This is a genomic window from Cohnella baijiui, assembly GCF_020731285.1.
In the GTDB taxonomy this organism is placed as follows: Bacteria; Bacillota; Bacilli; order Paenibacillales; family Paenibacillaceae; genus Cohnella.
Window position 1 is genome coordinate 317,166 of the sequence record NZ_JAJFOW010000003.1, and the last position, 20,452, is coordinate 337,617.

Consider the following 20,452-nt stretch of genomic DNA (forward strand, 5'->3'; position numbering starts at 1 on the left):
CAATTATACGAAAAAACGCTTTCACGGAGTAGCATTTATATGAAATTCGCCTGGGGGCTTAAAAACAGACTGCTGGTCGCACTACTGCTTATCTCGCTGATTCCGATCGTCGTCGTCGTTGTCGTCACCTCCCGAAACTACGCTTCGCTGGTCGAGCGACAGGTCCAGGAGGTGTCGGCCAACGTGCTGGAGCGATCCATGATCCGCATGTCCAACCAGTTGGAGGAGATCGGCCGGGTGTCCGAATATATCGCCTACCAGCAGATGGCGGGAGCGGATGCGTCCTTGTCGTTTCTCAAGCGTTATGTCCCGTCCGGCTCGGAGAGCGATTACGATAGGCTACGCAACGAACGAGACTTCCGCTCGGCTACGGAGAGTCTGCTGCTCAGCCACGATTATATCGAGGGACTGTATCTCTTCGCGGAGGACGGCACCGTGTTTTCCAGCACCAAAGGCTCGGAGCTTCAGCTCGGCTATGCGCCTTTCGAATCGGAATGGTACAAGCGCACGCTGGAGCGTCAGGGCGGCATGTATGTCGACGAATTGGCACATCACGATTTTTTGCTGCCGGACAGAATGTCAATCACCTTCTCGCGGGCGCTCTACGATCCGAAGACCAAGCAGCGGATCGGCGTGCTCCTTATGAACTGTGGCACGAACTTGTTCGACGAGCTGAAAAACGGAGTGCTGCCCGATCAGCGAATTACCGTGCTGAGTAGGAACGGCGGCAAGCTTTATGGCAGCGAGATTACGGATGCCGAACCGTTTGTTCCCGAAGAGGCGAACGGCAGCCGCGTCGACAAGCGAGGCGACGAACTGTATGTGTACGATACCTTTTCCGCATATGACTGGCGCATGGTCATCTCCGTATCGCTAGCGTCCGTGACTAAGCAGGTCCGATCGACGCAGACTTTCGCGATCGGTTTCGGCGCCTGCTGGGCCGTTGTTGCCGTCGCGCTGTCACTATGGATCGCCAACGCGTTCTCCAAGCCGGTCAGCCGGATCGCCGTGCTGATGAAAAACTACGATAAAGGCTTGCTTCCGCAGGCCAGCCTGCAACGCTACAAGTCCCGCACGGACGAAATCGGCATTTTGTATGGACAATATGCCAACATGCTGATCCGGATCGACACGCTTATCCGCGAGCGCTATCATAGCCAATTTATCGCCATGTCCGCCAAGATGAAGGCGCTTGAAGCGCAGATCAACTCTCATTTTCTATTTAACACGCTAGCTACGATCAACAGCATTGCGGAGCTGGAGGATGTCGACAGCATCGCTGAAATGTCCAAGGCGCTCGGCGACATGTTTCGTTACAGTATCAAGCTGAACCGCGACGAGGTGACGCTTCGCGAGGAGCTTGAGCATGTCCGCAATTACATTCGCATCCAATCTTACCGCTACGGGGACAAAGTTGGCTGGGAGCTTGGCATTCCGCCCGGGCTGGAGAACGCGACGATGCTCAAGCTGCTTCTGCAGCCTCTCGTGGAGAATGCGGTATTCCATGGCCTCGAAGCCAAAAAAGGCAAGGGCTCCGTCCGGATCTCGGCCGGCGAGGATGAACGCGGCATATGGATCGAGGTAGCCGACGACGGCCTCGGCATAGACGGAGCCAAGCTCGCACGGCTGCGGGAGATGCTGAACAGCCCGCCTGCTTTTGAACAGCTTGGAGCGGAAGGGGGCGACAGTCGGTCCATCGGCATATACAACGTCCATGCCCGTATTACGCTGTTTTACGGCAAGCCGTACGGGATTGAGGCGTTCAGCGCGGGAAAGGGCGAGGGAGCGACGATCCGGATTCGTCTTCCTGCCGCCTCCGCGAAGTGGACAGGACAAGCATAGGCCGATACGGCCAGATCTTCAGTAAAGGAGCCGACGGCGGGCTCTGATCATAGACGGGCGTCCGCTTTTGGAAAGGGTGGAAGGGACATATGTACAGATACATCGTGATCGACGACGAGACGCTTATTCGCAGAGCTATCGTCAAAAAAATCGCCTCTCTCGATCTGCCCCTCGCTTGGGTGGGCGAGGCTTGCGACGGCGAGGAAGGTCTTGCGCTTGCGCTGCAGGAAAATCCCGATATCGTGCTGACCGATATGCGGATGCCCACGATGGACGGCGTCTCCCTCCTCCGGGTGTTGGCGGAGCGGCAGCCCGAGACGGGGCTGATCGTCATCAGCGGCTTTTCGGATTTCGAATATACGCGAGAGGCGATCGCGACGAACGTCATCGACTATATCCTGAAGCCTTTTGACAACAACGAGCTGCGCGCCTCACTGGAAAAAGCAATTGCCTTCTGCCTGGAGAAGGAAAACAGGCGGCGGGCCGACCGGGACCGGGAGCTGGCGTTGGAAAGCGAGCGGCTGTCCGCCTGGCTGTGCAGATTGGGAGCGGACGAGCGGACGCCGCTGCGAGCTGAGCAGTACCGCTCCGGACCGATAAGGGAACTGCTCGCGTCCGATTCGTTCGCCGTCGGCCTTCTCTCCGTGACGGTGCGCGATTCAGAGTGCGCGAACCAGGACGTTGAAGGCAGCGCCCGCGGTATATCTGCGACACTCGCGGAGTCGCCCGTCGCCGCTTGGCACAGTATGCATGGGGCCGCCGCAAGAGGTTCCGAATGGTCGGAAGATGAGGGTGTATTGCGGCTTTCCCATCCCGACCGGCCGGATGTGACGCTGCTTGTCGTCGGCAGTCGTCAGGCTGCGGCACGCTTGGCTTGCGGCAAGCTGCGGCAAGCGGTCGAGGAAGCACGGCGCTGTGGCGGCTCGGCTGTCGGAGCGGCGAGCGGAACGCGCGGCAGGCCAGAGGAGCTTCGCCTCGCATATCGGGAGGCAGCGGCTTTGCTGGAGCAGCGGCCTTTTGTCCCGTGGACAGGCGTGCTGCAGGCACACGACGCGGCGATGCAAAAGACGGATTGGAAGTGGCCGCGACGCGACGATCTGTTGTTTGAGATTGAGGAGGGTCACGTTGAGCAGGCTGTAAATTTGACAGGGGATCTGTTTGGCTACATACGTGCTATAAGCGGTGTGACACTGGCCCAGGCGAAGCATTATTGCGCTCTTCTTGCGCGTGACATCGCGGAGAAAAGACATCGGGACAGCGAGGCGGCGGATGAGTCGGATAAGGATACACTAAGCTGGAACGAAACGATTCGCGAAGCCCCAGACCCCGCCGAGCTGGTGCGCCGGTTCACGGGGGTGGCGCGGTCGGCGGCCGAAAACGCCATTGCCGTAACGTCGACCGCCGCAGGGCAGATGGGGCAGATCAGGCATTATATCGACCAGCGTTACGCCCAGCCAATTCGGCTGGAGGAGGTGGCGGAGAGATTTTACCTGCATCCCGTCTATCTAAGCATGGTATTTAAGGAGAATACGGGAGAGACGTTCCAGGACTACCTGAAACGGTTGCGAATGGAACGGGCGAAGGAACTGCTTGTCTCCAACAAGTACCGGATCGATCGGATTGCGACCATGATCGGTTATGAAAATGCCAAGTATTTCTACAAAGTGTTCAAAAAAGAAACCGGCCTGACGCCCGCAGAATACCGGAAGCGGCAGAAGGAGGGCGAATAAAAAGGGTTTGAATCATTCGTTTCTGAATCTGACCATCATCTGTTTGGAAAAATCCCCACAAAAAAAGCGCTGGCTCACGATGTTATCATGAAACCGGCGCTTATTTGATCGTTTCCACAGCTGCTTTAACAACCGTTCCTAGAACACTGCCGCTTCTCCCCGGGTCGTATGCGCCAAGGGGGCAAATAATCAGCGCTGCGCCCTTGGGCCCGCTCTTCCCATTGGGCACCGCGGGACTCCGGCTGGTTGCTATTCAGGAAACGCGTGTCAATTGCGACGAGCCGTTCGCTCTATGCCATCAGCGGTTACTTTGTACAGTTGGTGCGGCAGGTCGTGTCCCATGCCTTCAACCAACATTAGCTCGGCGCCCGGGATGGCAGAAGCCGTATCCTCGCCACACGCCGGGACGAACAGGGGGTCGTCCACCCCATGAATGACAAGTGCTGGTACTTTTATGGTCGCCAGCCGCGGACGACGGTCGCCGGAGACAGCGATCGCAGCAATTTGTCGTCCGACACTGCCTGGATCGTAGGCTCGCCGGACTTCCTCCAGAATGAGCGCCCGATAAGCGTCCTCTTCAAACGGATAGCCGGTGCCGGCAATGCGTTTGGCAAAAGAGAGGCTGTGCGCCAGAAATCCCGCTTCATCCTCAAAGGGGTTCGGCGCCGGTTTAGTCATCATCTCCATGACATCCGGGGAAGCTTGCGGAAGCGTAGGATTACCGGAACTAGACATCATGGAGGTGAGTGATAAAACCCGTTCAGGGTACTCGCTGGCTGCAATCTGGGCGATCATTCCGCCCATCGACCTGCCAACGAAATGTGCCCGGTCAATTGAAAGGGCGTCGAGCAGTCCGATAGCGTCGCCTGCCATGTCATCGAGCGTGTAAGGGATGTCCGGCCGCTGTCCTGACATGAGCGCAGTTGCCAGCGCGTCAAAATCCAGCGCCTGATAATGGCTAAAGTGTGTCGAGCAACCTACATCGCGATTGTCAAAGCGGATTACGCGAAAGCCCCGCGCTGCCAATATCCGACAAAACGGAACCGTCCATCGAATCATCTGGGTTCCAAGCCCGGCGATTAGGATAATAGCCTCGTCATTTTCGTTACCGAAACTGTCGTAGGCCAAATCAACGCCGTTGACTTTCAGAATATTCATGATCTGTTCTCCTTCAACTTCATTCGGTATCGGAAGTTCTGCCATAGGCAGAAGGCGTGAATCTTCGATCGCTGCAGTCCGATGCCCGATACCGGTTAGGTAGTCTTGATGACTTGAAAAAGCAAGAAACGACTGCGCGCTGCTCTGGCGGATCAGCATAACAAGATCCCATCTTTCGTCTTCTGGTCCGATAAGAAACTCCCCGCCATCGCCAAGAAACATGATTTCACCTCCGCTTTCACGGAGAAATGGGAGGGTGTGCTCAATATAGCGGTTGAAAGCTTCGGCACCGCTAATTGGGCCCTCCGGTGTTAGTTCGGGATTGGCTGTGTAATCGGCAACATCACGAAAACGCAGCAGGTTCAACATGACGATGCTGCCCTCAATGCCTCGTTGCATGAACCTCATGCCAGCGCGTTGCGATGGTTCGATGTAACGAATAGATTTAAACGCTGTCATAGCGGCTCCTTTCGTAGTTCCTTTTTAAATTCTTTACGCCTCCAAATGCTTTCATTCATACAGGGAATGCATTAGCGGCTAATCTTTTGACATGGTTTCTGATATCAGGTGCCCAGTCATCGATGAAGTGGTAAAAACGATCCAAATCGCCAGCATACAGTGCCCGCAGAGCTTCTTCGTAGTGATGGAAGTTCCCGGCCATAGCGGTCATAAAGTTATATGTTGCTTCTTGTGACTCTCGGATATTGCTCTGTTTTTCTCCAGCACGGCGAGCCTCATCAATGAGTTTCCGTAATGTTACCGACGCCCCTCCAGGTTGACTCTTGAGCCATTCCCAATGCCGTGGCAATAACGTAACCTCACCGGAAACAACCCCCAGCTTGGGCCGACCGACCCGCCGTGTAGGCTGGTGATTCACTTCCGTATCGGGCAAGTCACCAAACTGTTCTCCTACTCGTTTGAGCACATCATCTGTCTTCCCACGAAAATCAACATCTACTGGCTTCCCCGTGGAATCGTCAAATAAAAGCAACTGCGTGAGGTCTCTGTCATCCAGAGCATCCTTCACTGTAGTAACAACGTGCTGTAACGAACCGCTGGCGACGACTCCCACACCCAAAAATGCCGTGCAGTTAAAGCGCGTTAGGGCATTGCTCATGCTGACCTCCTCTCTGCTTGTCTCGCTAATTATACCCGGATAAAAATAAATAATCAATATTATCCGGGTAAAAGGGAGAGCTGATCCTGAGCGTCATTTTTGCTGTCCAGAATCAATGCTCGTTTTTCGGCGGCGTTATTTTTCTGAAGTGTTACAATGATGCAAGATCAAGGGCAAGAATGCGTGTTGAAAGCAGCATGATGAAGGAGGAGTAGCATGATATCGGAAGAAATGAAACACATGTATTATCAGGCGCTAATCGATAAAAAATCAGAATATGAAGGCCTCTTTTATGTTGGAGTCAAAACGACCGGTGTTTTTGTCGACCAACATGTCCTGCAACCCTACCCTGCTGCTGCTTGATTGAACTAACGTAAATCCGTTAGCGGAAATATCACATCAAATTGCATTCATTAATAAATTCCAGCTGTTTAGATAATGTCTTTTTGACTGGGCAATTCGCTACCCTTTTCAATACTTCCTCCCGGGTTTCTTTATCAATTGATCCGGAAATATCAATTTGATACTTAAAAATAGTCCTTTCTTCATTGCTTCTATCTAGTTCAACTTTAACAGTAACCCCGTCATAAGATAAATTCATAGAATCCAACACCATTCTCGTAGTAATATTTACACACGAAGCAAAGCCCGATTCGATCAGATCATGTGGTCTAAAATATTTACCACTTCCCCCTTTCTCTTGGGTAACATCTGAAAAAATCTTCGAAGTACTATTAAAAAGCTCGGTAATATATGCTTCGCGTCCACTTGTTGAGATAACCATTGTATTCCCTCCAGATGTATATTTTTTTCACTCTAGAAACAGGATAGCTCTTACAACGATACTAGTGAAATATATTAAATCGATTTATTTAATAGATACTACCTATAACGGAGAGGGATTCGATTCGCAGACATATGTAAAAAAGTACTTAAATTCTGGAATACCGACCTTTCGTATACCACGCCTATGTCATTTGACAAACTACCTACTAGATGGTAGGTTACAGATATGAAAAATTCATCTACCACCTCTGATAACATTCTGGCTTGTGCGCGTAATCTGATCGTCGCTGGCGGCTACAACGGTTTCAGCTATGCCGACATCGCTGATATGGTTGGGATTCGTAAGGCGAGCATCCATCACCATTTTCCAAGCAAGGTCGATCTGGTCCGAACGCTGGTTGCGCGGTATCGGGAAGAAGCTGAATTGGGGATGGCGAATCTCGAACTTCAGGTATCCGATCCGCTCGAGCTGCTTCGGCTCTACGCCGGTTATTGGGAAGCCTGCATCGCGGACGCCAGCGCTCCGTTTTGCATCTGCGCGCTGTTGGCAAGCCAACTCCCCGTCCTACCCGAGGAAGTTGGCCTAGAAGTCCGGGCGCATTTCCGCTCTCTGTCGGGGTGGTTGACATCCGTGCTGGAGCGCGGCGCGCGGCATGGGCAACTTCAACTGACGAGTACCCCTCTTGCCGAGGCCGAAGCGTTCATGGCGGCGGTTCATGGCGCGATGCTTTCGGCGCGAGCCTATGGAGATCCGAAGATATTCGGCGTCGTGACAGGCCCGCTCTTGGAGCGACTCGCTTCGCGCTTCCCTTGTGATGAAAGTCGTGACGGCGATGGTTGCAGCCATGATGATCAAGATGAAAGGAGCTCAACATAACTCCCGTAGCTTAACCCATCTAGAGAGCGGGCAGAACAGAACAAATCACCCTTGTCCTTAAGGACTGGAAGGAGACAATTATGTTTGGAATTTCTCGACTCGGCTGGGTGCATACGCTCAGCAGCTTGCCCGCCATTCCGCTGGCTATCTATATGTTTGCTCGCTACGGACGGATTGTGCCTCGCTCAAGGCCCGGTGTCGTCTACTTCATTTCGATGCTGATCGGCGCTACCACAGTATTCCCCGTCGCACATCAGTCCGTCAGCTATGTCATTGGTGCGGCAACGATCCTACTGCTGCTCGTCGGATACGGCATCGGGCGTATTTCAAGGTTTGGGCGTGCGGGCAAGTACCTCGAAACAATCCTCCTCACCCTGACGGCGTTTCTGCTGATGTTGCCGACCGTTTCCGAAATCTTGCGCCGTGTTCCAGACGGCCACCCCTTAGTGACCGATCTGAATTCGCCAATTCTTCTCGGCTCTCAAGCCAGTCTCCTCGTCATTCTCATCGTTGGCTTGACAGCCCAAATCATCCATATGCGCAGGCAGGACAAGCTCGCGACATTCGACTCGCCAGCCAAGACGTATGCCGAATGATGTTGGCCGGCGGCGAATGCCGTCAGGATAATTAATTAATTAATTAATTAATTAAGGAGAAGCAAAACATGTTATTAACTCAAGCTTTAACGGAAGCTAAACAGGAATTTATCGCGCATACCCCTTTGGAGATCCAAACGGAGATGTTCCGTCAGATCCGGGAGCAGCAGGAATCCGGTATTGCTTACGGCCGGCAGGAGGGGCAGAAGGCCAAGGATTTTACACTCAAGAATGCTTTGGGAGAATCGGTTAACCTTTATGATGAATTGTCCAAAGGACCTGTTGTCCTGACTTTCTACCGGGGCGGATGGTGCCCGTTCTGCAACAGTCAGCTTAAGGCCTATCAGAAGCTTCTGCCGGACATCAAAGCCCTTGGGGGCCAGTTGATCGCGGTCAGCCCGCAAAGCCCGGACAACACGCTTTCCCAACAAGAGAAAGAAGAGTTGACCTTTCAAGTGCTTAGCGACACACACGGTCTCGTGGCCGCTATGTATAACATCCTTTACGACGTCCCGGATTACATCCAGGACATAATGAAACAAATGGGCATGGACCTGGCGGAATACAACGCGACGAACCACTGGATCCTGCCGATTCCTTCCACCTTTATGATCGACGAATCCGGCATTATTCGTTCCGCCTATGTGAATCCCGACTTTATGCAGCGGTTGGATCCGGAGAATATTCTGCATGAATTGAGAAAAGCTTTAATTGCTGACTCAACTTTCGCAGCTTCAAACATAGCCTAGACCCTTGAAGCAGTAAGCATAGAAGCCAAATCATACTTATCTAGTAGTAGCGACTTGTCAAATCCTCCGACAAGTCGCTTTCTACAGTCAGTAAACTTTTTTAGCCTGAAGATCCGATAAAATCGTTGGGAATCACTTTTTAGGCTCGGAGATAACAGCATTGATTATACATAACCGGATGAGCAGATAGATGGCGGTGAGTTCAAAGCTGTCTAATTTTTCCGGCTTGTCCTCAAAATATCGATGAAGCTGTCCGCCAATACTAGCGATATGAAACCAATCGCGAAAAAACAGGAGAGGTGTAATGAAAGGAATATGGGGAGCGATTCTTATCTATTTGACTTATATGAGTGCCGGTGTATTCATGATGAACACATGGCCTTTAAATCACGGTATTGAAGGTAGTGTGCTAGGTTTTTTTATTGTTACCCATTTAGCCCTTGCATTCCTTCTATATCTATCTTCAAGATTAATCAATAGATACAAAGGAATACTTGGATTCCTTTTTTTTGTTGCATGGTATTTATCATCTACTGTATATGGAATTTCACAAGTGAAAAAAATGTTCGACGAATATAATCCAGATGATAGAGATGGTTGGAATTTCTATCATTGGGATTTTTTATTGTGAGAATGGGGTGTGCCTTTCTATATTGGAACTGCGCAAATCATTTTTATCATATGTCTTTTCCTCTTTAGCGTTATTCAAAAAGAATGGAAATCAAATAGAAATCCTTAAGTTTGGACAGGAGATATCCCGGACCAAAGGCCAGGCGAACAACACGGCGGAAGTCCGTTAGCCGGCATGCGGTGACGTTGTATAATTTTGGTAAGAATGATTTGATGGAGGCGAATACGTGAAATCCCCCCTATTGTTGTCACTGACATTCATCATTGGGTTATCGGTGTTGACAGGCTGTTCGACCCCTGTGAAATTCGAAGGAAAGAGTGAAAATGGGCCGTCAATTGCATCTATAATTCATCGGCTAAAACCAAATCGTACGATATTCGGTACATCGGCGACGAAGAGACATTCGATGGCTCGGTCAGCTACGCGTTCAAGGACAGCAGCAACTTTCAAGAGAGCGGTGAAAAACGATACCGATTGAACGGACGAATTAAAAAGCACTACCTTCCAGGGGATATATCCTCAACGTCCATTTTCAAATATCGGGGGCTCCGGTATGGATAAATGCACCATAATGGTCGTGGATGACGACTCTGATATCAGGGACATTTTACAATTATACTTGCACAATGAAGGTTATCATGTGCTAGAAGCGGAAAATGGCTTGCAGGCGTTGGAAATCGTTCAAGCAACTCCCGTACAATTGATCATTCTCGATGTGATGATGCCCCATATGGATGGCATCCGGGCCTGTCTGAAAATCAGGGAAACTTCGAGCATCCCCATTATCATGCTTTCCGCCAAGGAAGAAGACATCGATAAAATTACCGGGCTGACGACCGGGGCTGATGACTACGTGACGAAGCCCTTCAGCCTCATGGAATTGATGGCCCGGGTCAAGGCGCAGCTGCGCCGTCAAAGCTATGCCGTCAAAGACCTGAAGGAAGACGTCATTTGTATCGGCGACCTAATCATAGACAAGGCTAGGCACCAGGTAACCGTAAAGGAAAAGGTAATACCCCTGACGCCCCTTGAATTTTCCATACTCGAATTGATGGCGAGCTATCGCGGGATTGTGTTCAGCGCAGATCGAATTTATGAACGGGTTTGGAAAGAAACTGCCGGCTTCTCAAATAATACGGTGGTGGTTCATGTCCGAAATCTCCGGGAGAAAATCGAGGAAAACCCACGGGAGCCGCAATTCGTCAAGACGGTCTGGGGAGTAGGATACAAAATTGAAAAATAAATGGTTTGTCTTGATTTCCGGAAAAACAAGCATCCGTGTGCGCATGATTTGGTCATTTATCATTAGCTTGGTCATTGCGATGAATGTGTCGTCCTTCGTCAACGAATCTCTGTTAAGCGGTTTCTCCACGACTCGCCACTTTCTTTTATTATGGAATATGTTATACGTCGTTTTGTTCGTCGTCCTGTTTATTCTCAGCTTTTCGCTGATGACCCGGCGCATTGTTCAAGATTTGCTGCGTCTGGCGGAAGGACTCGACGTGATCGCTAGGGGAAATTTGCGCTTCCGCGTTCCGCTATCGCGGAAAGACGAACTGGGCACAATCGCGGACAACATTAACGCGATGGCCGAAAAACTGGAACAGCTAATCGAAAAAGAAAGGGAAATCGAACGTTCCAAAATGGACTTGATTACGGCCGTATCCCACGATTTGCGAACCCCGCTTTCCAGCCTCATCGGTTATTTGGAATTGTTGAAAAATAAAGTTTACCGGAATGAGCAAGAGCACGAACGCTTCGTCGATAACACCTTCAAAAAAGCCATCCAACTGAAAGACCTCATTCACGACTTGTTCGAGTATACACGTCTTACAAGCGGCGACGCCAAGCTTGAATTCGGCCAGATCGACGTAAGAGAATTGCTTACGCAAATGCTGGCCGAATTTCAACCTTACGCCAAAGAACTCGGGGTTGACGTTGAAATGTCGTTGCCGTTCAAGGCGATGCCAATGGCCATGGATCCCAGAAAAATGAGGAGGGCCATCGACAATCTTCTGATCAACGCATTAAAGTTCTCGAACAAACCGGGAGTCGTACGCGTGACATTGGAGGAACGGTTATCTTCCGTAGCCATTCAAATCGAGAACGATGGTACTCCGATATCGAAGGAGCAGGAGGCGCTATTATTCGAGCGGTTTTATAAAGCAGACCACTCGCGAGCTGCCCAAGCGATCCAGGCCGGTTCCGGATTGGGGTTATCCATTGCCCAAAAAATCGTCGAACAGCACGGCGGCACGTTAAGTCTCGTTCATTCGTCGGGACATTACGTTTTCGTCATCGAACTTCCCGAAAGTTGAGTTTTTAATTATTCACCTTGAAATTTACTTCCGGGTATTTGGCGGCCAAATCTTGCAGAGCAGAATCGTTCTTTCCTTTTAAATACCGATCGAAAAAGGCAACGCTGAATTCGTTCACGATCCGGTGATCCCGTCGCGGGTTTGCGCCGCCCAAACCTAGCAGAGGAGAGAATAACGAAAGATCGGAGTAGCTTGCATGCTTGGAACCCGGAATCATAAGCGATAACCCTCCGCCCGCCAATGTATTACGAGTTTTTAATTTGTATTCTTTCCTCGGAGCTTCGAACGCTTCGCGGCTTACCCCGCCCATCTTTTTAGCGACGTCATCGTATGAGGCCATCACCATACTGTATATTTCGTCCGAGAACATCATCAAGAACGGTTTCCCCAAGCCTTTCTCGGAAACCGGCGGACCATAGATCCCGCCGTCCATGCTCAGAGCTGCTTTTACGCGCGGATCATTCTTTATCATTTGCACCGTAACGGCTCCGCCGAACGAATGTCCGATCATGCCGATTCGTTCAAGATCGATTTTACCGGTAAAAAGGCCGGTGGAATCGCTCCGATTAAGCTTTTCCACTTGATCGAGCACGAAAGTCGTATCAGCGGTCCAAAGCGGGATATGCTCATTATACTGGGCATTGGAAGTCAATGAACTGCTGATTTTACTCAAGGCCACCCTTCCGTCGGGATACACGGATGCGGCGGCTTCATAAGCATAATCGACGGCAACGACGATGTAGCCGTGGCTTGCCAACTCCTCCACCTGGAAAATATTTTGATCGCGATACCCAAGCATCCCGTGGGAAAAAATCAATACCGGGTAACGGCTCTCCGAATCGGAAAGTTTGGCATCCAGCAAAGAATGCGTTTTGACGAGCCCTAGATGGCTTAACACAAAAGCTGGAAGATCCATCATTTTCGAAGAAATGGCTGCCGTCATTTTCGATGCATTCAGCAAATACGGGCTCCGCTTTTCCCCGCCTCCTTCGGCGGCCGGATACCAAATTTGCGCCATCAACTCGCGCCGGTCGGCAGGGTTGTCTGAATAAGGTTCCCGCCGTTGTTCGTCTACCCAGTGATAAACCACCGTTCCGACAGCGTACGGCCCCGTCGGCTTCACGAATGAAAATACGGGAAAAAGCACGGGCCCTGCGACCGAGACGGCCAGGTATACGGTCAACAATACCGCCTGAACAGTGACAGCGATCCTGCTTCTGCCTGCCTCTTTCCGCTTGCCAATAAAGAAATAAACCGCCAATAGAAGCGGTGTCAGATAGGCCGGAATCATCTCCCATCGTCCGCCTTCCGCGGCAATCTGCGCAATCACCAATAAGATGGCGATCCCCAATGGAATAAAAGATCCCTTCGCCCCCTTCTTATTCGCGATTACCGCCCAGTACAACAAGCAGAAATTGACACCAAGCAAAGCGATCTCCAACATCCTCATGCTCCGTCTCCTCCTCAAACCATTCATACGACCTAGTGACAACTTACATAAAAAAAGTGAAGACAACGCGAGGGATATTATGAATATCTAATAAAGATGATGGCGCTCGACCGCTCTTAGGACTTTATCGATATTTGGAGTATGGATGAAGGCGGTAGTTATCCTTATTTGCAATGGCCGGAGTGAGAAGATAATGTGGGATGGCCCTCTCTTTAACCGAGAGGTTTTTTTGTTTGTATCGAAGCGGGGATAAGCCGAACCTATCATGGCACTATTTTGATCTCGCACGACTAAACTAAGGATTTACCTTTCGCGTCCTATCGTGGAAGAAGCTTGGGCTTTAGTTAGGTTACAGAAAAGACCCCTCGGTTAAGGGGTCTTTGTCCTTGCAGGGCATTAAGGGTTGATGCGCAGCAATATTCTTCCGCGACCATGTTTTGCTTCGCTTTTCTCTAGTGCTTTGTTAGCTTGGCTCAGCGGGAATATGGAATCGATCTCTGCTCTGATTGCACCGTCGGCAATTAATTGTGCTACTGTCTGCAGATTCGCGTAGGTTGGAAACTTGGTGTTAAATTTAGCTGTAATACCATGCTTTTGAGCGTTCTCTTGGGATGGAGGCTGCGTCAAAGCGACAAGAATTCCGCCCTGCTTTAGAACGGCCATGGACCTGTTCTCGGTATCTCCTCCAACGGCATCGACGATGAGAAGATCCACTTCTTTGACAACCTCTTCGAAAGCCGTCGTCGTATAATCGATGACTTGGTCCGCCCCCAAAGACTTGACGAAGCTCAGGTTAGAGGTTGAAGCGATGCCGATTACATGGGCTCCCTTCCATTTGGCCAACTGAACGGCGAATTGTCCCACACCGCCGGCAGCGGCATGAATGAGGACCGTTTGACCGGCCTCCAGCTCTCCTTCGGTAAACAAGGCTTTCCATGCTGTATCCGCACCGGCCCTGATCGTTGCTGCATCCTCGAACGAGAGACCGTCCGGTAACTTCACCAGGTCATCCACCGGAGCAGCGGAATACTCCGCGTTCGACATTTTCGCCAGTTGATTCACCTTTGCAATGCCATACTCCGCATAAGCGCCAACAATCATTCCGAAGACCGCGATATATCCTACCCCCTCTTGGCCGTTACCGCAGCTCGCCGCGCAAATATTTGCCGGTGATCGAACGCGCCGCGTCACCTTGCCCATCGACAAGCTGCTGCGGTGTCCCCTGGAAAATGACCTTGCCGCCCCGAGCGCCGCTTTCCGGGCCCATGTCGATAATCCAGTCCGCGCTCCGGATGATGTCCGGGTGATGCTCGATGACGACGACCGTGTTGCCGGCGTCGACCAAGCGGTTCATGATGTCGAGCAGTAGTCCGACATCGGACATGTGAAGGCCGGTCGTCGGCTCGTCCATGACGTAAATGCTGCCCGCCTTGTGCAGCTCGCAAGCGAGCTTCAGCCTCTGGCGCTCGCCCCCCGACAGGGTGCTCAGCGGCTGTCCGAGCGTCACGTAGCCGAGACCGACGTCCGCGACCGCTTGCAGACGTCGGCGGATGGACGGATGCTTGTCGAATGCAGCCAGGGCCTCCTCGGTCGTCAACGCCAGTACGTCCGATATCGATCGGCCTCGGTACCGGTACTGCAGCACTTCCTCTTTGAACCTGCGGCCGCCGCACGTTTCGCAGACGGTGCGGATGCCCTCCATGAAGGCAAGGTCCGTATAGAGGACGCCGAGCCCCTGACACGTCTCGCATGCCCCCGATGAATTGAAGCTGAACAGGGAGGCGTTCACGAAGTTCGCCTTTGCGAACAACTTGCGCAGTTCGTCCATGATGCCCGTATACGTCGCCGGGTTCGAGCGGACCGACGCTCCGACGGCCGACTGGTCTGTCGCGATCGCCTCGGGGTAGCGCGTCAGAAACTCGCCGTTGATCAGCGAGCTTTTGCCGGAGCCGGCTACGCCGGTCACGACCGTCAGCACGCCTGCCGGGATGTCGACCGATACCCGCTTTAAGTTATGGAGCGTCGCATCGACGATCGGGTAGAAGCCTGTCGGCTTGCGGACGTCCTTGCGCAGCGCCAGCTCGTGACGCATGTATCGGCCCGTCAAGGTGTCGGCATGCAGCAGTCCTTCAACGTCCCCTTCATAGACGATCCGCCCGCCGTGAACGCCGGCGTGCGGGCCGACGTCGACGATATGATCGGCGGCCGCGATGACGTCGCGGTCGTGCTCGACGACGATCACCGTGTTTCCCTTGTCGCACAGCTGGCGGAGCAGCCGGTTCAACCGAATCACATCCCTAGGGTGCAGTCCGGCGCTGGGTTCGTCGAAAATGTACAGCATGTCGGTCAGGCTGCTGCCAAGGTGACGTACCATCTTGATTCGCTGCGATTCGCCGCCGGACAGTGACGCCGTTTCCCGGTCGAGGCTAAGGTAATCGAGTCCGATGTCAATCAATTGTTGAAGCCGTTCGGCTAGCGCGGAGATTATCGTCTCCGCAACCGACTCCCGGATGCTGCGCACGACGTGTACGAGCTCGCCGACCTCCATGGCGGCCATCTCCGCGATGTTCAAACTGCCGATACGGCAGCTTAGCGCCGCTTGATTGAGCCGCGTCCTGCGGCAGAGCGGACAGGGGGCGAACATCATATACGGCTGGGCACGGCTTAATGTCGCTTCGGCCATTTCCTCCGAATCCCGCTTGATGTAAAGCCGTTCGAATTTCGTGACGACACCCTCATAGCTCGCGTCCATCGGGCCGGTTGGCGTATCGAACGAGATTTTCGCTTCCTTCCCGCCGATGCCGTACAGTAATAAGTTCCATTCCTCATCTGTGTAATCTTCCAACTTCTTATCGTTGTCGAAAAGTCCCGACATGACGTACAACTTCCAGTACCACGTACCGACGCGGAACGTCGGAAAAGCAATGCCGCCTTCATTCAGCGACTTCGTTCGGTCCAACAGCTTGCCGACGTCGGCCGAAACGATCTTGCCAACGCCGTGGCATTCCGGGCACATCCCGGCCGGATCGTTGAACGAGAACGCGTTCGAATGGCCGACGAACGGCTGCCCGACGCGCGAGAACAGGAGCCGCAGCAGCGCGTAGATGTCCGTGATCGTGCCGACGGTCGACCGGGAGTTGCCGCCGAGCCGTTTCTGGTCGACGACGATGGCGGGGGACAAATGCTCGATCGCGTCCGCTTCGGGCTGCCCGAATTTCGGGAGCCGGTTGCGGATGAACGCGCTGAACGTCTCGTTCAGCTCCCGCTGCGCCTCGGCGCCGATCGTGTCAAAAACGATCGACGACTTGCCGGAGCCGGATACCCCGGTGAAAACCGTCAGCTTCCGCTTCGGGACGCGAAGCGTAACATCCTTCAAGTTGTTTTCTCGCGCGCCCTTGATGACGATGCTATTCTGATCCATGCGATCAACACCTTTCGCGTAGTTCATACACGGATCAGTATAAAGGGATCATCATGACATCTTCTGTCATATTCGTGCGGCATTATGAATATGACACAAGGTGGCATATATAAGGGTCTATACTAAGTGATAGATCAACGAAAGGAGCAACCAATCATGAGACGAAAAATCATTTTAGATTTAGCAGTTACTTTAGATGGATTTATTGAAGGAAAAAATGGGGAAGTCGATTGGTGCATCATGGACGCTGAGATGGGGTTTGTTGATTTCTTAAATCAAATTGATACGATTTTTTATGGAAGAAAAAGCTATGATATGTGGGGACAATTTACGCCAGAAATGGAACAAACGGATACGGATAAAGAAATTTGGGAAGTCATTCATCGTAAAGAAAAATATGTGTTTTCCAGGACAAAAAAAGGGACGGATAACAAAGCAATATTCATTAATGATCATATTCTTGAAGAAGTAAATAAACTCAAGAATAAGCCCGGTAAAGACATCTGGCTATATGGTGGAGCAAGTCTGATTACAACTTTTATCCATTTAGGACTTGTTGACGAATTTAGATTGTCTGTTCATCCAGTTATTTTGGGAGAGGGAAAACCGTTGTTTATGGATATCAAACAGAGGATAAATTTAAAGATGGTTCATGCAAAAACATTATCCTCGGGCGTTGTACAGCTCATCTATCATTTGAATGGGAAATAATAGCGGGTCTACGCAATTACGTGAAGACATATCTGCCCATTTCAAGCTGCGAATATTGATTAATTCATTCAATCGACACTGACACCGTGTAATAGCCGCTTGTAAGAGCGGTAGGCTTCAAATCAGTTGGAACACGGAATAGACCGCGACCTTTGACCGAGGGCGGTCTATTTCCGTTTTTGAGACAGGATCGACACGACTAGCATATCAAAGGTAAGCATTAAGCATAATCATAAGCGGCGAAAACCGCCCCGTAACGGGCGGTTTTCTGCATTACCTATTATTAAAGCTTGATGAACTGGTCCCAGATCGCGGCGGAGAAATAGGTTTTTCCTTTGCTGAACTGTGTCGCGGCCGGCAAGTTGACTTTCTTCCCGTCGATCGTCGCCGTGGACGAGCCGACCCGCGTCGTCAGCGAATGTTTGCCCAACGTGACCACGATGTCTTTGTTCTTGCCGTGCCAATCGAGCTTAGCTCCGGCTGCAGTGGCCTTTGCGCGAAGATCGACCAGCGACTTGTCGGTTGGGTTGTCGTCCCCAATCACCGGAGCCGCTTCCGCAATCTGCTTCATGCTCGGCAGGCCGGAAATGTATCCCACGCCGCCGGCTTTGCGGTTCTCGAACGATTTGTTGATTTCCGCCAGCACTTCGGTTTTCAGCGGATCCGGCAGCAGCAGCTCGTCTCCCGGATGTTGGAAGTTGCTCATGATGTAGCTGAAGCCGTTCAGATCTTCGACGAATTGCAGCCCCGTCGCTTCGGCTCCCGCCGGCACGGACATGATTCTGGACAGCTTATGCGTGTCTACGTTGTATGCCCACAGAGAATTGTTGACGTGCATGCCGCTATCCTCGCCGATAAACAGGGTGCGCAGCGATTCGGAGTAGGAGAGATTGTCGGGATTCGCGACTTTGTCGACGGCTGCTTTATTGCCCAACGCGTCCGCTTCCTTCAGATCCTCGCCGACGACAAGGCCGCTCATGAACGTCGGGACATAAGCGCTGTCGATCGCCCCGCCGTCGCGGTCCTTTGCGCCGCCGGCAAGGTCGAGCTCATACGTCACGCCCGAGGAAATTTTGTCCACTTGAATATCGTCGGCCGGATCGGTGCCCTTTGCGTCCTTCTCCATCGACTTTTCTACGTAGGACATCGCGACATACGCCTTGCGGTCCTTTTCGTTGATCGTAACGCCTTCCATTTTGTTGAATTCCGAAGTGGCGCCGAGCATCGCGCCGTAGCGGCGGCTTTCGAGGAACGCCGCAGCCTTCTCCATGCCGGGTTTCACCTTCAGATATTCAATCTTGCCGGATGGGTACGTCTTGATGGCCGTAAAGCCTTCGGCAGCCTTGTCCGAGGTTTCGAAAATATCGCTGAATCGGAGTCCCTTATCGACGAGCGGCTTCAATTCGGCGTCCGTTCCGTGCCCGAGCTTGATCCATTGAAGGTCGGCGCTGCCGCCGTTCGCGGCCGTCTTCTGCACCCACTTCGCTGCGTAGAGCGTGCCTGCCGACAGGTCCTGCGCCTGATCCGCCACATACAGGAACAGCATCGTATTGCCGCCGTCGTCGCCGAACAAGGCCGTTTTGCCGTCGGGCGCGATCTTCGTCAGCTCATGGGAAAAGCGCCCCATGCTGTAGTGCTTCGCGACCTGCGTAGATTTATCGGCATTTGTCTTTACTTCGACGATATAGCCGTAATCGTACGGATTTCCCGTCTTCGTCTTGTCCTGGTAGTACGCCTGCACGAACGGCGAGGTATACGTAGCTTTCGGATCGGCCTCGTAGGCACGGGCGTCCGGATCGTATTCCTCGCTGCCGAGATGGGTGTTCCAAGGAGACAGAGAGCCGTTGCAGGGAATCCACAGACCGTTTACGCCGGAAAAATCGATTTTCTTCAACTCGGTCGGCTTCAGTTCGCCGGTCTGTTTGTTCTGGTCCAGCGTCGTCAGGCTCATGCTGGCCGGAATCAGACCATAGGCCGATTGATTCGCATTGTCAAAGGTGATGTATTCATAATGGGTGACCAGCGACAGGGGATTGCCGCCCAAAGCCGTCGGCGCCACGCCCGGTACCTGGAACAGCGAATTGGAGTCCGGCGAATCGGATACGTAAGGCGTCGGATTCGAGGGAACGCTGTTGTCGATAATCGGAGCGCCCTTATGGTCGATCGCTACGCCGGCGACCGTACCTCCGATCGAGTCCGTCGTTTTGAACAGTCTATTGTAGGAAAGCGGGAAATTCTTTACGGAACCATCGCTATAAGTCACTTTGAGGGAAGCGGTCGAATATTGGTCGGCCATCTCCTTTACGCTGGCAGGCGCGGCCATGCCCTCGAATTCAATGGACTTGACCGTTGCCCGAATCGGCGCCGCCTGTGCCGGAAGTACGGCCGGAAATACGAGAGCCATGGCAAACGCCGGGACGATCATCTTGCGGATCCTCTTATTTCTTTGGAGTGAATTGCGTTTCATCAAACACCCTCCTATATGAATGGAATTAACGACTCCGAAATCGTAACATCCTATTGTTATCGTTGCGTAAATAGGCAGGTTAGAAACTTTTCATAGAAACGAGTAGAAGGATCCGCCTTTCATATTCTACAACTGTAGAAATTCTTCCTAAGAGGGTTGACGCTCTTTTAAGGCAAGTGTAGAATATCGTTGTAAGACAAATGTCTTAAAGGAGCTGTCAGGTGGGAACCATGAAGAAATTGCCGGATGCAGAGTTTGATATTATGAAAGTCGTATGGGCAAATGAGCCGCCGATCACTTCCCAAGTCATTATGAAGCAATTGGGTAATGAACGAAAATGGAAGGCGCAGACCGTTCTTTCCCTGATGTTGCGGCTGGTGGAACGAGGGTTTGTCAGGACGGAAAAGAACGGCAAGGAACGTACCTACTTTCCGCTTGTCAGCAAAGAGGACTACCTGAATTTTGAAACGAGCGACTTCATGGAGCGTTTTCATGCGAATTCCTTAACAAGCCTGGTTGCCAGGCTGTATGACGGGAACAAGATCAAAGACAGCGACCTTGATCAACTGGCGCAGTGGCTGAAAGAAAAGAAGGATTGA

Annotated in this window: 17 protein-coding genes and 1 pseudogene; 11 read left to right on the forward strand and 7 right to left on the reverse strand. The window is 52.0% G+C overall.

The window, feature by feature from the left end:
- Window positions 1–39: 39 nt before the first annotated feature.
- Entirely contained in the window at window positions 40–1,842 is a 1,803-nt protein-coding gene (locus LKX83_RS04980) for a cache domain-containing sensor histidine kinase (protein WP_227881051.1), read from the forward strand.
- Between the two features lie 89 nt (window positions 1,843–1,931).
- Window positions 1,932–3,572 (forward strand): response regulator transcription factor, encoded by a 1,641-nt coding sequence (locus LKX83_RS04985; RefSeq protein ID WP_227881052.1) that lies wholly within the window; start codon window positions 1,932–1,934, stop codon window positions 3,570–3,572.
- A gap of 267 nt (window positions 3,573–3,839) precedes the next feature.
- On the opposite strand, the gene LKX83_RS04990 is transcribed toward LKX83_RS04985, so the two are convergent.
- Window positions 3,840–5,189 (reverse strand): alpha/beta fold hydrolase, encoded by a 1,350-nt coding sequence (locus tag LKX83_RS04990; RefSeq protein ID WP_227881053.1) that lies wholly within the window; start codon window positions 5,187–5,189, stop codon window positions 3,840–3,842.
- Between the two features lie 55 nt (window positions 5,190–5,244).
- Window positions 5,245–5,847, reverse strand: coding sequence for a DUF2239 family protein (locus tag LKX83_RS04995; RefSeq protein ID WP_227881054.1), 603 nt, complete (start codon window positions 5,845–5,847; stop codon window positions 5,245–5,247).
- Window positions 5,848–6,063: 216 nt separating this feature from the next.
- Between LKX83_RS04995 and LKX83_RS05000 the strand changes: the two are divergent.
- Window positions 6,064–6,197 (forward strand): annotated as a pseudogene (locus tag LKX83_RS05000) (Ada metal-binding domain-containing protein); the annotation flags it as partial.
- Window positions 6,198–6,241: 44 nt separating this feature from the next.
- Here the strand turns inward: LKX83_RS05000 and LKX83_RS05005 are convergent.
- On the reverse strand, window positions 6,242–6,631 hold the full coding sequence (locus LKX83_RS05005; protein ID WP_227881055.1) for an OsmC family protein: 390 nt from the start codon (window positions 6,629–6,631) through the stop codon (window positions 6,242–6,244).
- A 228-nt stretch (window positions 6,632–6,859) separates the two neighbouring features.
- Between LKX83_RS05005 and LKX83_RS05010 the strand changes: the two genes are divergently transcribed.
- The 6 genes from LKX83_RS05010 (at window position 6,860) to LKX83_RS05035 (ending at window position 11,804) form a co-directional block, all read left to right on the forward strand.
- Window positions 6,860–7,510 carry a TetR/AcrR family transcriptional regulator gene (locus LKX83_RS05010; RefSeq protein ID WP_227881056.1) on the forward strand — a complete coding sequence of 217 codons (651 nt, stop codon included), beginning with the start codon at window positions 6,860–6,862 and terminating at the stop codon, window positions 7,508–7,510.
- Window positions 7,511–7,590: 80 nt separating this feature from the next.
- Window positions 7,591–8,106, forward strand: a complete 516-nt coding sequence (locus LKX83_RS05015) for a hypothetical protein (protein ID WP_227881057.1) — start codon at window positions 7,591–7,593, stop codon at window positions 8,104–8,106.
- A gap of 68 nt (window positions 8,107–8,174) precedes the next feature.
- Window positions 8,175–8,855: a peroxiredoxin-like family protein gene (locus LKX83_RS05020; RefSeq protein WP_227881058.1), complete on the forward strand. Its 681-nt coding sequence runs from the start codon at window positions 8,175–8,177 to the stop codon at window positions 8,853–8,855.
- A 304-nt stretch (window positions 8,856–9,159) separates the two neighbouring features.
- A complete protein-coding gene (locus LKX83_RS05025) occupies window positions 9,160–9,486 on the forward strand; it encodes a hypothetical protein (protein WP_227881059.1) in 327 nt (108 codons plus the stop codon).
- Window positions 9,487–10,039: 553 nt separating this feature from the next.
- A complete protein-coding gene (locus LKX83_RS05030) occupies window positions 10,040–10,729 on the forward strand; it encodes a response regulator transcription factor (protein ID WP_227881060.1) in 690 nt (229 codons plus the stop codon).
- A complete protein-coding gene (locus LKX83_RS05035; protein WP_227881061.1) occupies window positions 10,719–11,804 on the forward strand; it encodes a HAMP domain-containing sensor histidine kinase in 1,086 nt (361 codons plus the stop codon). The genes LKX83_RS05030 and LKX83_RS05035 overlap by 11 nt, the downstream gene beginning before the upstream one ends.
- Before the next feature lie 4 nt (window positions 11,805–11,808).
- Here LKX83_RS05035 and LKX83_RS05040 read toward each other — a convergent pair whose 3' ends face one another.
- From LKX83_RS05040 to LKX83_RS05050, 3 genes are all read right to left on the reverse strand, one after another.
- Window positions 11,809–13,254 carry an alpha/beta hydrolase family protein gene (locus LKX83_RS05040; RefSeq protein ID WP_227881062.1) on the reverse strand — a complete coding sequence of 482 codons (1,446 nt, stop codon included), beginning with the start codon at window positions 13,252–13,254 and terminating at the stop codon, window positions 11,809–11,811.
- Between the two features lie 396 nt (window positions 13,255–13,650).
- Window positions 13,651–14,454 carry an NADP-dependent oxidoreductase gene (locus LKX83_RS05045; protein WP_227881131.1) on the reverse strand — a complete coding sequence of 268 codons (804 nt, stop codon included), beginning with the start codon at window positions 14,452–14,454 and terminating at the stop codon, window positions 13,651–13,653.
- On the reverse strand, window positions 14,393–16,675 hold the full coding sequence (locus LKX83_RS05050) for an ATP-binding cassette domain-containing protein (protein ID WP_227881063.1): 2,283 nt from the start codon (window positions 16,673–16,675) through the stop codon (window positions 14,393–14,395). The genes LKX83_RS05045 and LKX83_RS05050 overlap by 62 nt, the downstream gene beginning before the upstream one ends.
- 156 nt (window positions 16,676–16,831) lie before the next feature.
- Here LKX83_RS05050 and LKX83_RS05055 point away from each other — a divergent pair, with 156 nt between their 5' ends.
- A complete protein-coding gene (locus tag LKX83_RS05055; protein ID WP_227881064.1) occupies window positions 16,832–17,386 on the forward strand; it encodes a dihydrofolate reductase family protein in 555 nt (184 codons plus the stop codon).
- Window positions 17,387–17,669: 283 nt separating this feature from the next.
- On the opposite strand, the gene LKX83_RS05060 is transcribed toward LKX83_RS05055, so the two are convergent.
- Window positions 17,670–19,853, reverse strand: coding sequence for an alkaline phosphatase PhoX (locus LKX83_RS05060; RefSeq protein ID WP_227881065.1), 2,184 nt, complete (start codon window positions 19,851–19,853; stop codon window positions 17,670–17,672).
- A 230-nt stretch (window positions 19,854–20,083) separates the two neighbouring features.
- Here LKX83_RS05060 and LKX83_RS05065 point away from each other — a divergent pair, with 230 nt between their 5' ends.
- Window positions 20,084–20,452 (forward strand): BlaI/MecI/CopY family transcriptional regulator, encoded by a 369-nt coding sequence (locus LKX83_RS05065; RefSeq protein WP_227881132.1) that lies wholly within the window; start codon window positions 20,084–20,086, stop codon window positions 20,450–20,452.

Bases quoted from the DNA above. Each gene is read 5' to 3' on its own strand.
- LKX83_RS04980 (WP_227881051.1), top strand. From the start codon at position 40: ATGAAATTCGCCTGGGGGCTTAAAAACAGACTGCTGGTCGCACTACTG.
- LKX83_RS04985 (WP_227881052.1), top strand. From the start codon at position 1,932: ATGTACAGATACATCGTGATCGACGACGAGACGCTTATTCGCAGAGCT.
- LKX83_RS04990 (WP_227881053.1), bottom strand. From the start codon at position 5,189: ATGACAGCGTTTAAATCTATTCGTTACATCGAACCATCGCAACGCGCT.
- LKX83_RS04995 (WP_227881054.1), bottom strand. From the start codon at position 5,847: ATGAGCAATGCCCTAACGCGCTTTAACTGCACGGCATTTTTGGGTGTG.
- LKX83_RS05005 (WP_227881055.1), bottom strand. From the start codon at position 6,631: ATGGTTATCTCAACAAGTGGACGCGAAGCATATATTACCGAGCTTTTT.
- LKX83_RS05010 (WP_227881056.1), top strand. From the start codon at position 6,860: ATGAAAAATTCATCTACCACCTCTGATAACATTCTGGCTTGTGCGCGT.
- LKX83_RS05015 (WP_227881057.1), top strand. From the start codon at position 7,591: ATGTTTGGAATTTCTCGACTCGGCTGGGTGCATACGCTCAGCAGCTTG.
- LKX83_RS05020 (WP_227881058.1), top strand. From the start codon at position 8,175: ATGTTATTAACTCAAGCTTTAACGGAAGCTAAACAGGAATTTATCGCG.
- LKX83_RS05025 (WP_227881059.1), top strand. From the start codon at position 9,160: ATGAAAGGAATATGGGGAGCGATTCTTATCTATTTGACTTATATGAGT.
- LKX83_RS05030 (WP_227881060.1), top strand. From the start codon at position 10,040: ATGGATAAATGCACCATAATGGTCGTGGATGACGACTCTGATATCAGG.
- LKX83_RS05040 (WP_227881062.1), bottom strand. From the start codon at position 13,254: ATGAGGATGTTGGAGATCGCTTTGCTTGGTGTCAATTTCTGCTTGTTG.
- LKX83_RS05045 (WP_227881131.1), bottom strand. From the start codon at position 14,454: ATGGGCAAGGTGACGCGGCGCGTTCGATCACCGGCAAATATTTGCGCG.
- LKX83_RS05050 (WP_227881063.1), bottom strand. From the start codon at position 16,675: ATGGATCAGAATAGCATCGTCATCAAGGGCGCGCGAGAAAACAACTTG.
- LKX83_RS05055 (WP_227881064.1), top strand. From the start codon at position 16,832: ATGAGACGAAAAATCATTTTAGATTTAGCAGTTACTTTAGATGGATTT.
- LKX83_RS05060 (WP_227881065.1), bottom strand. From the start codon at position 19,853: ATGAAACGCAATTCACTCCAAAGAAATAAGAGGATCCGCAAGATGATC.
- LKX83_RS05065 (WP_227881132.1), top strand. From the start codon at position 20,084: ATGAAGAAATTGCCGGATGCAGAGTTTGATATTATGAAAGTCGTATGG.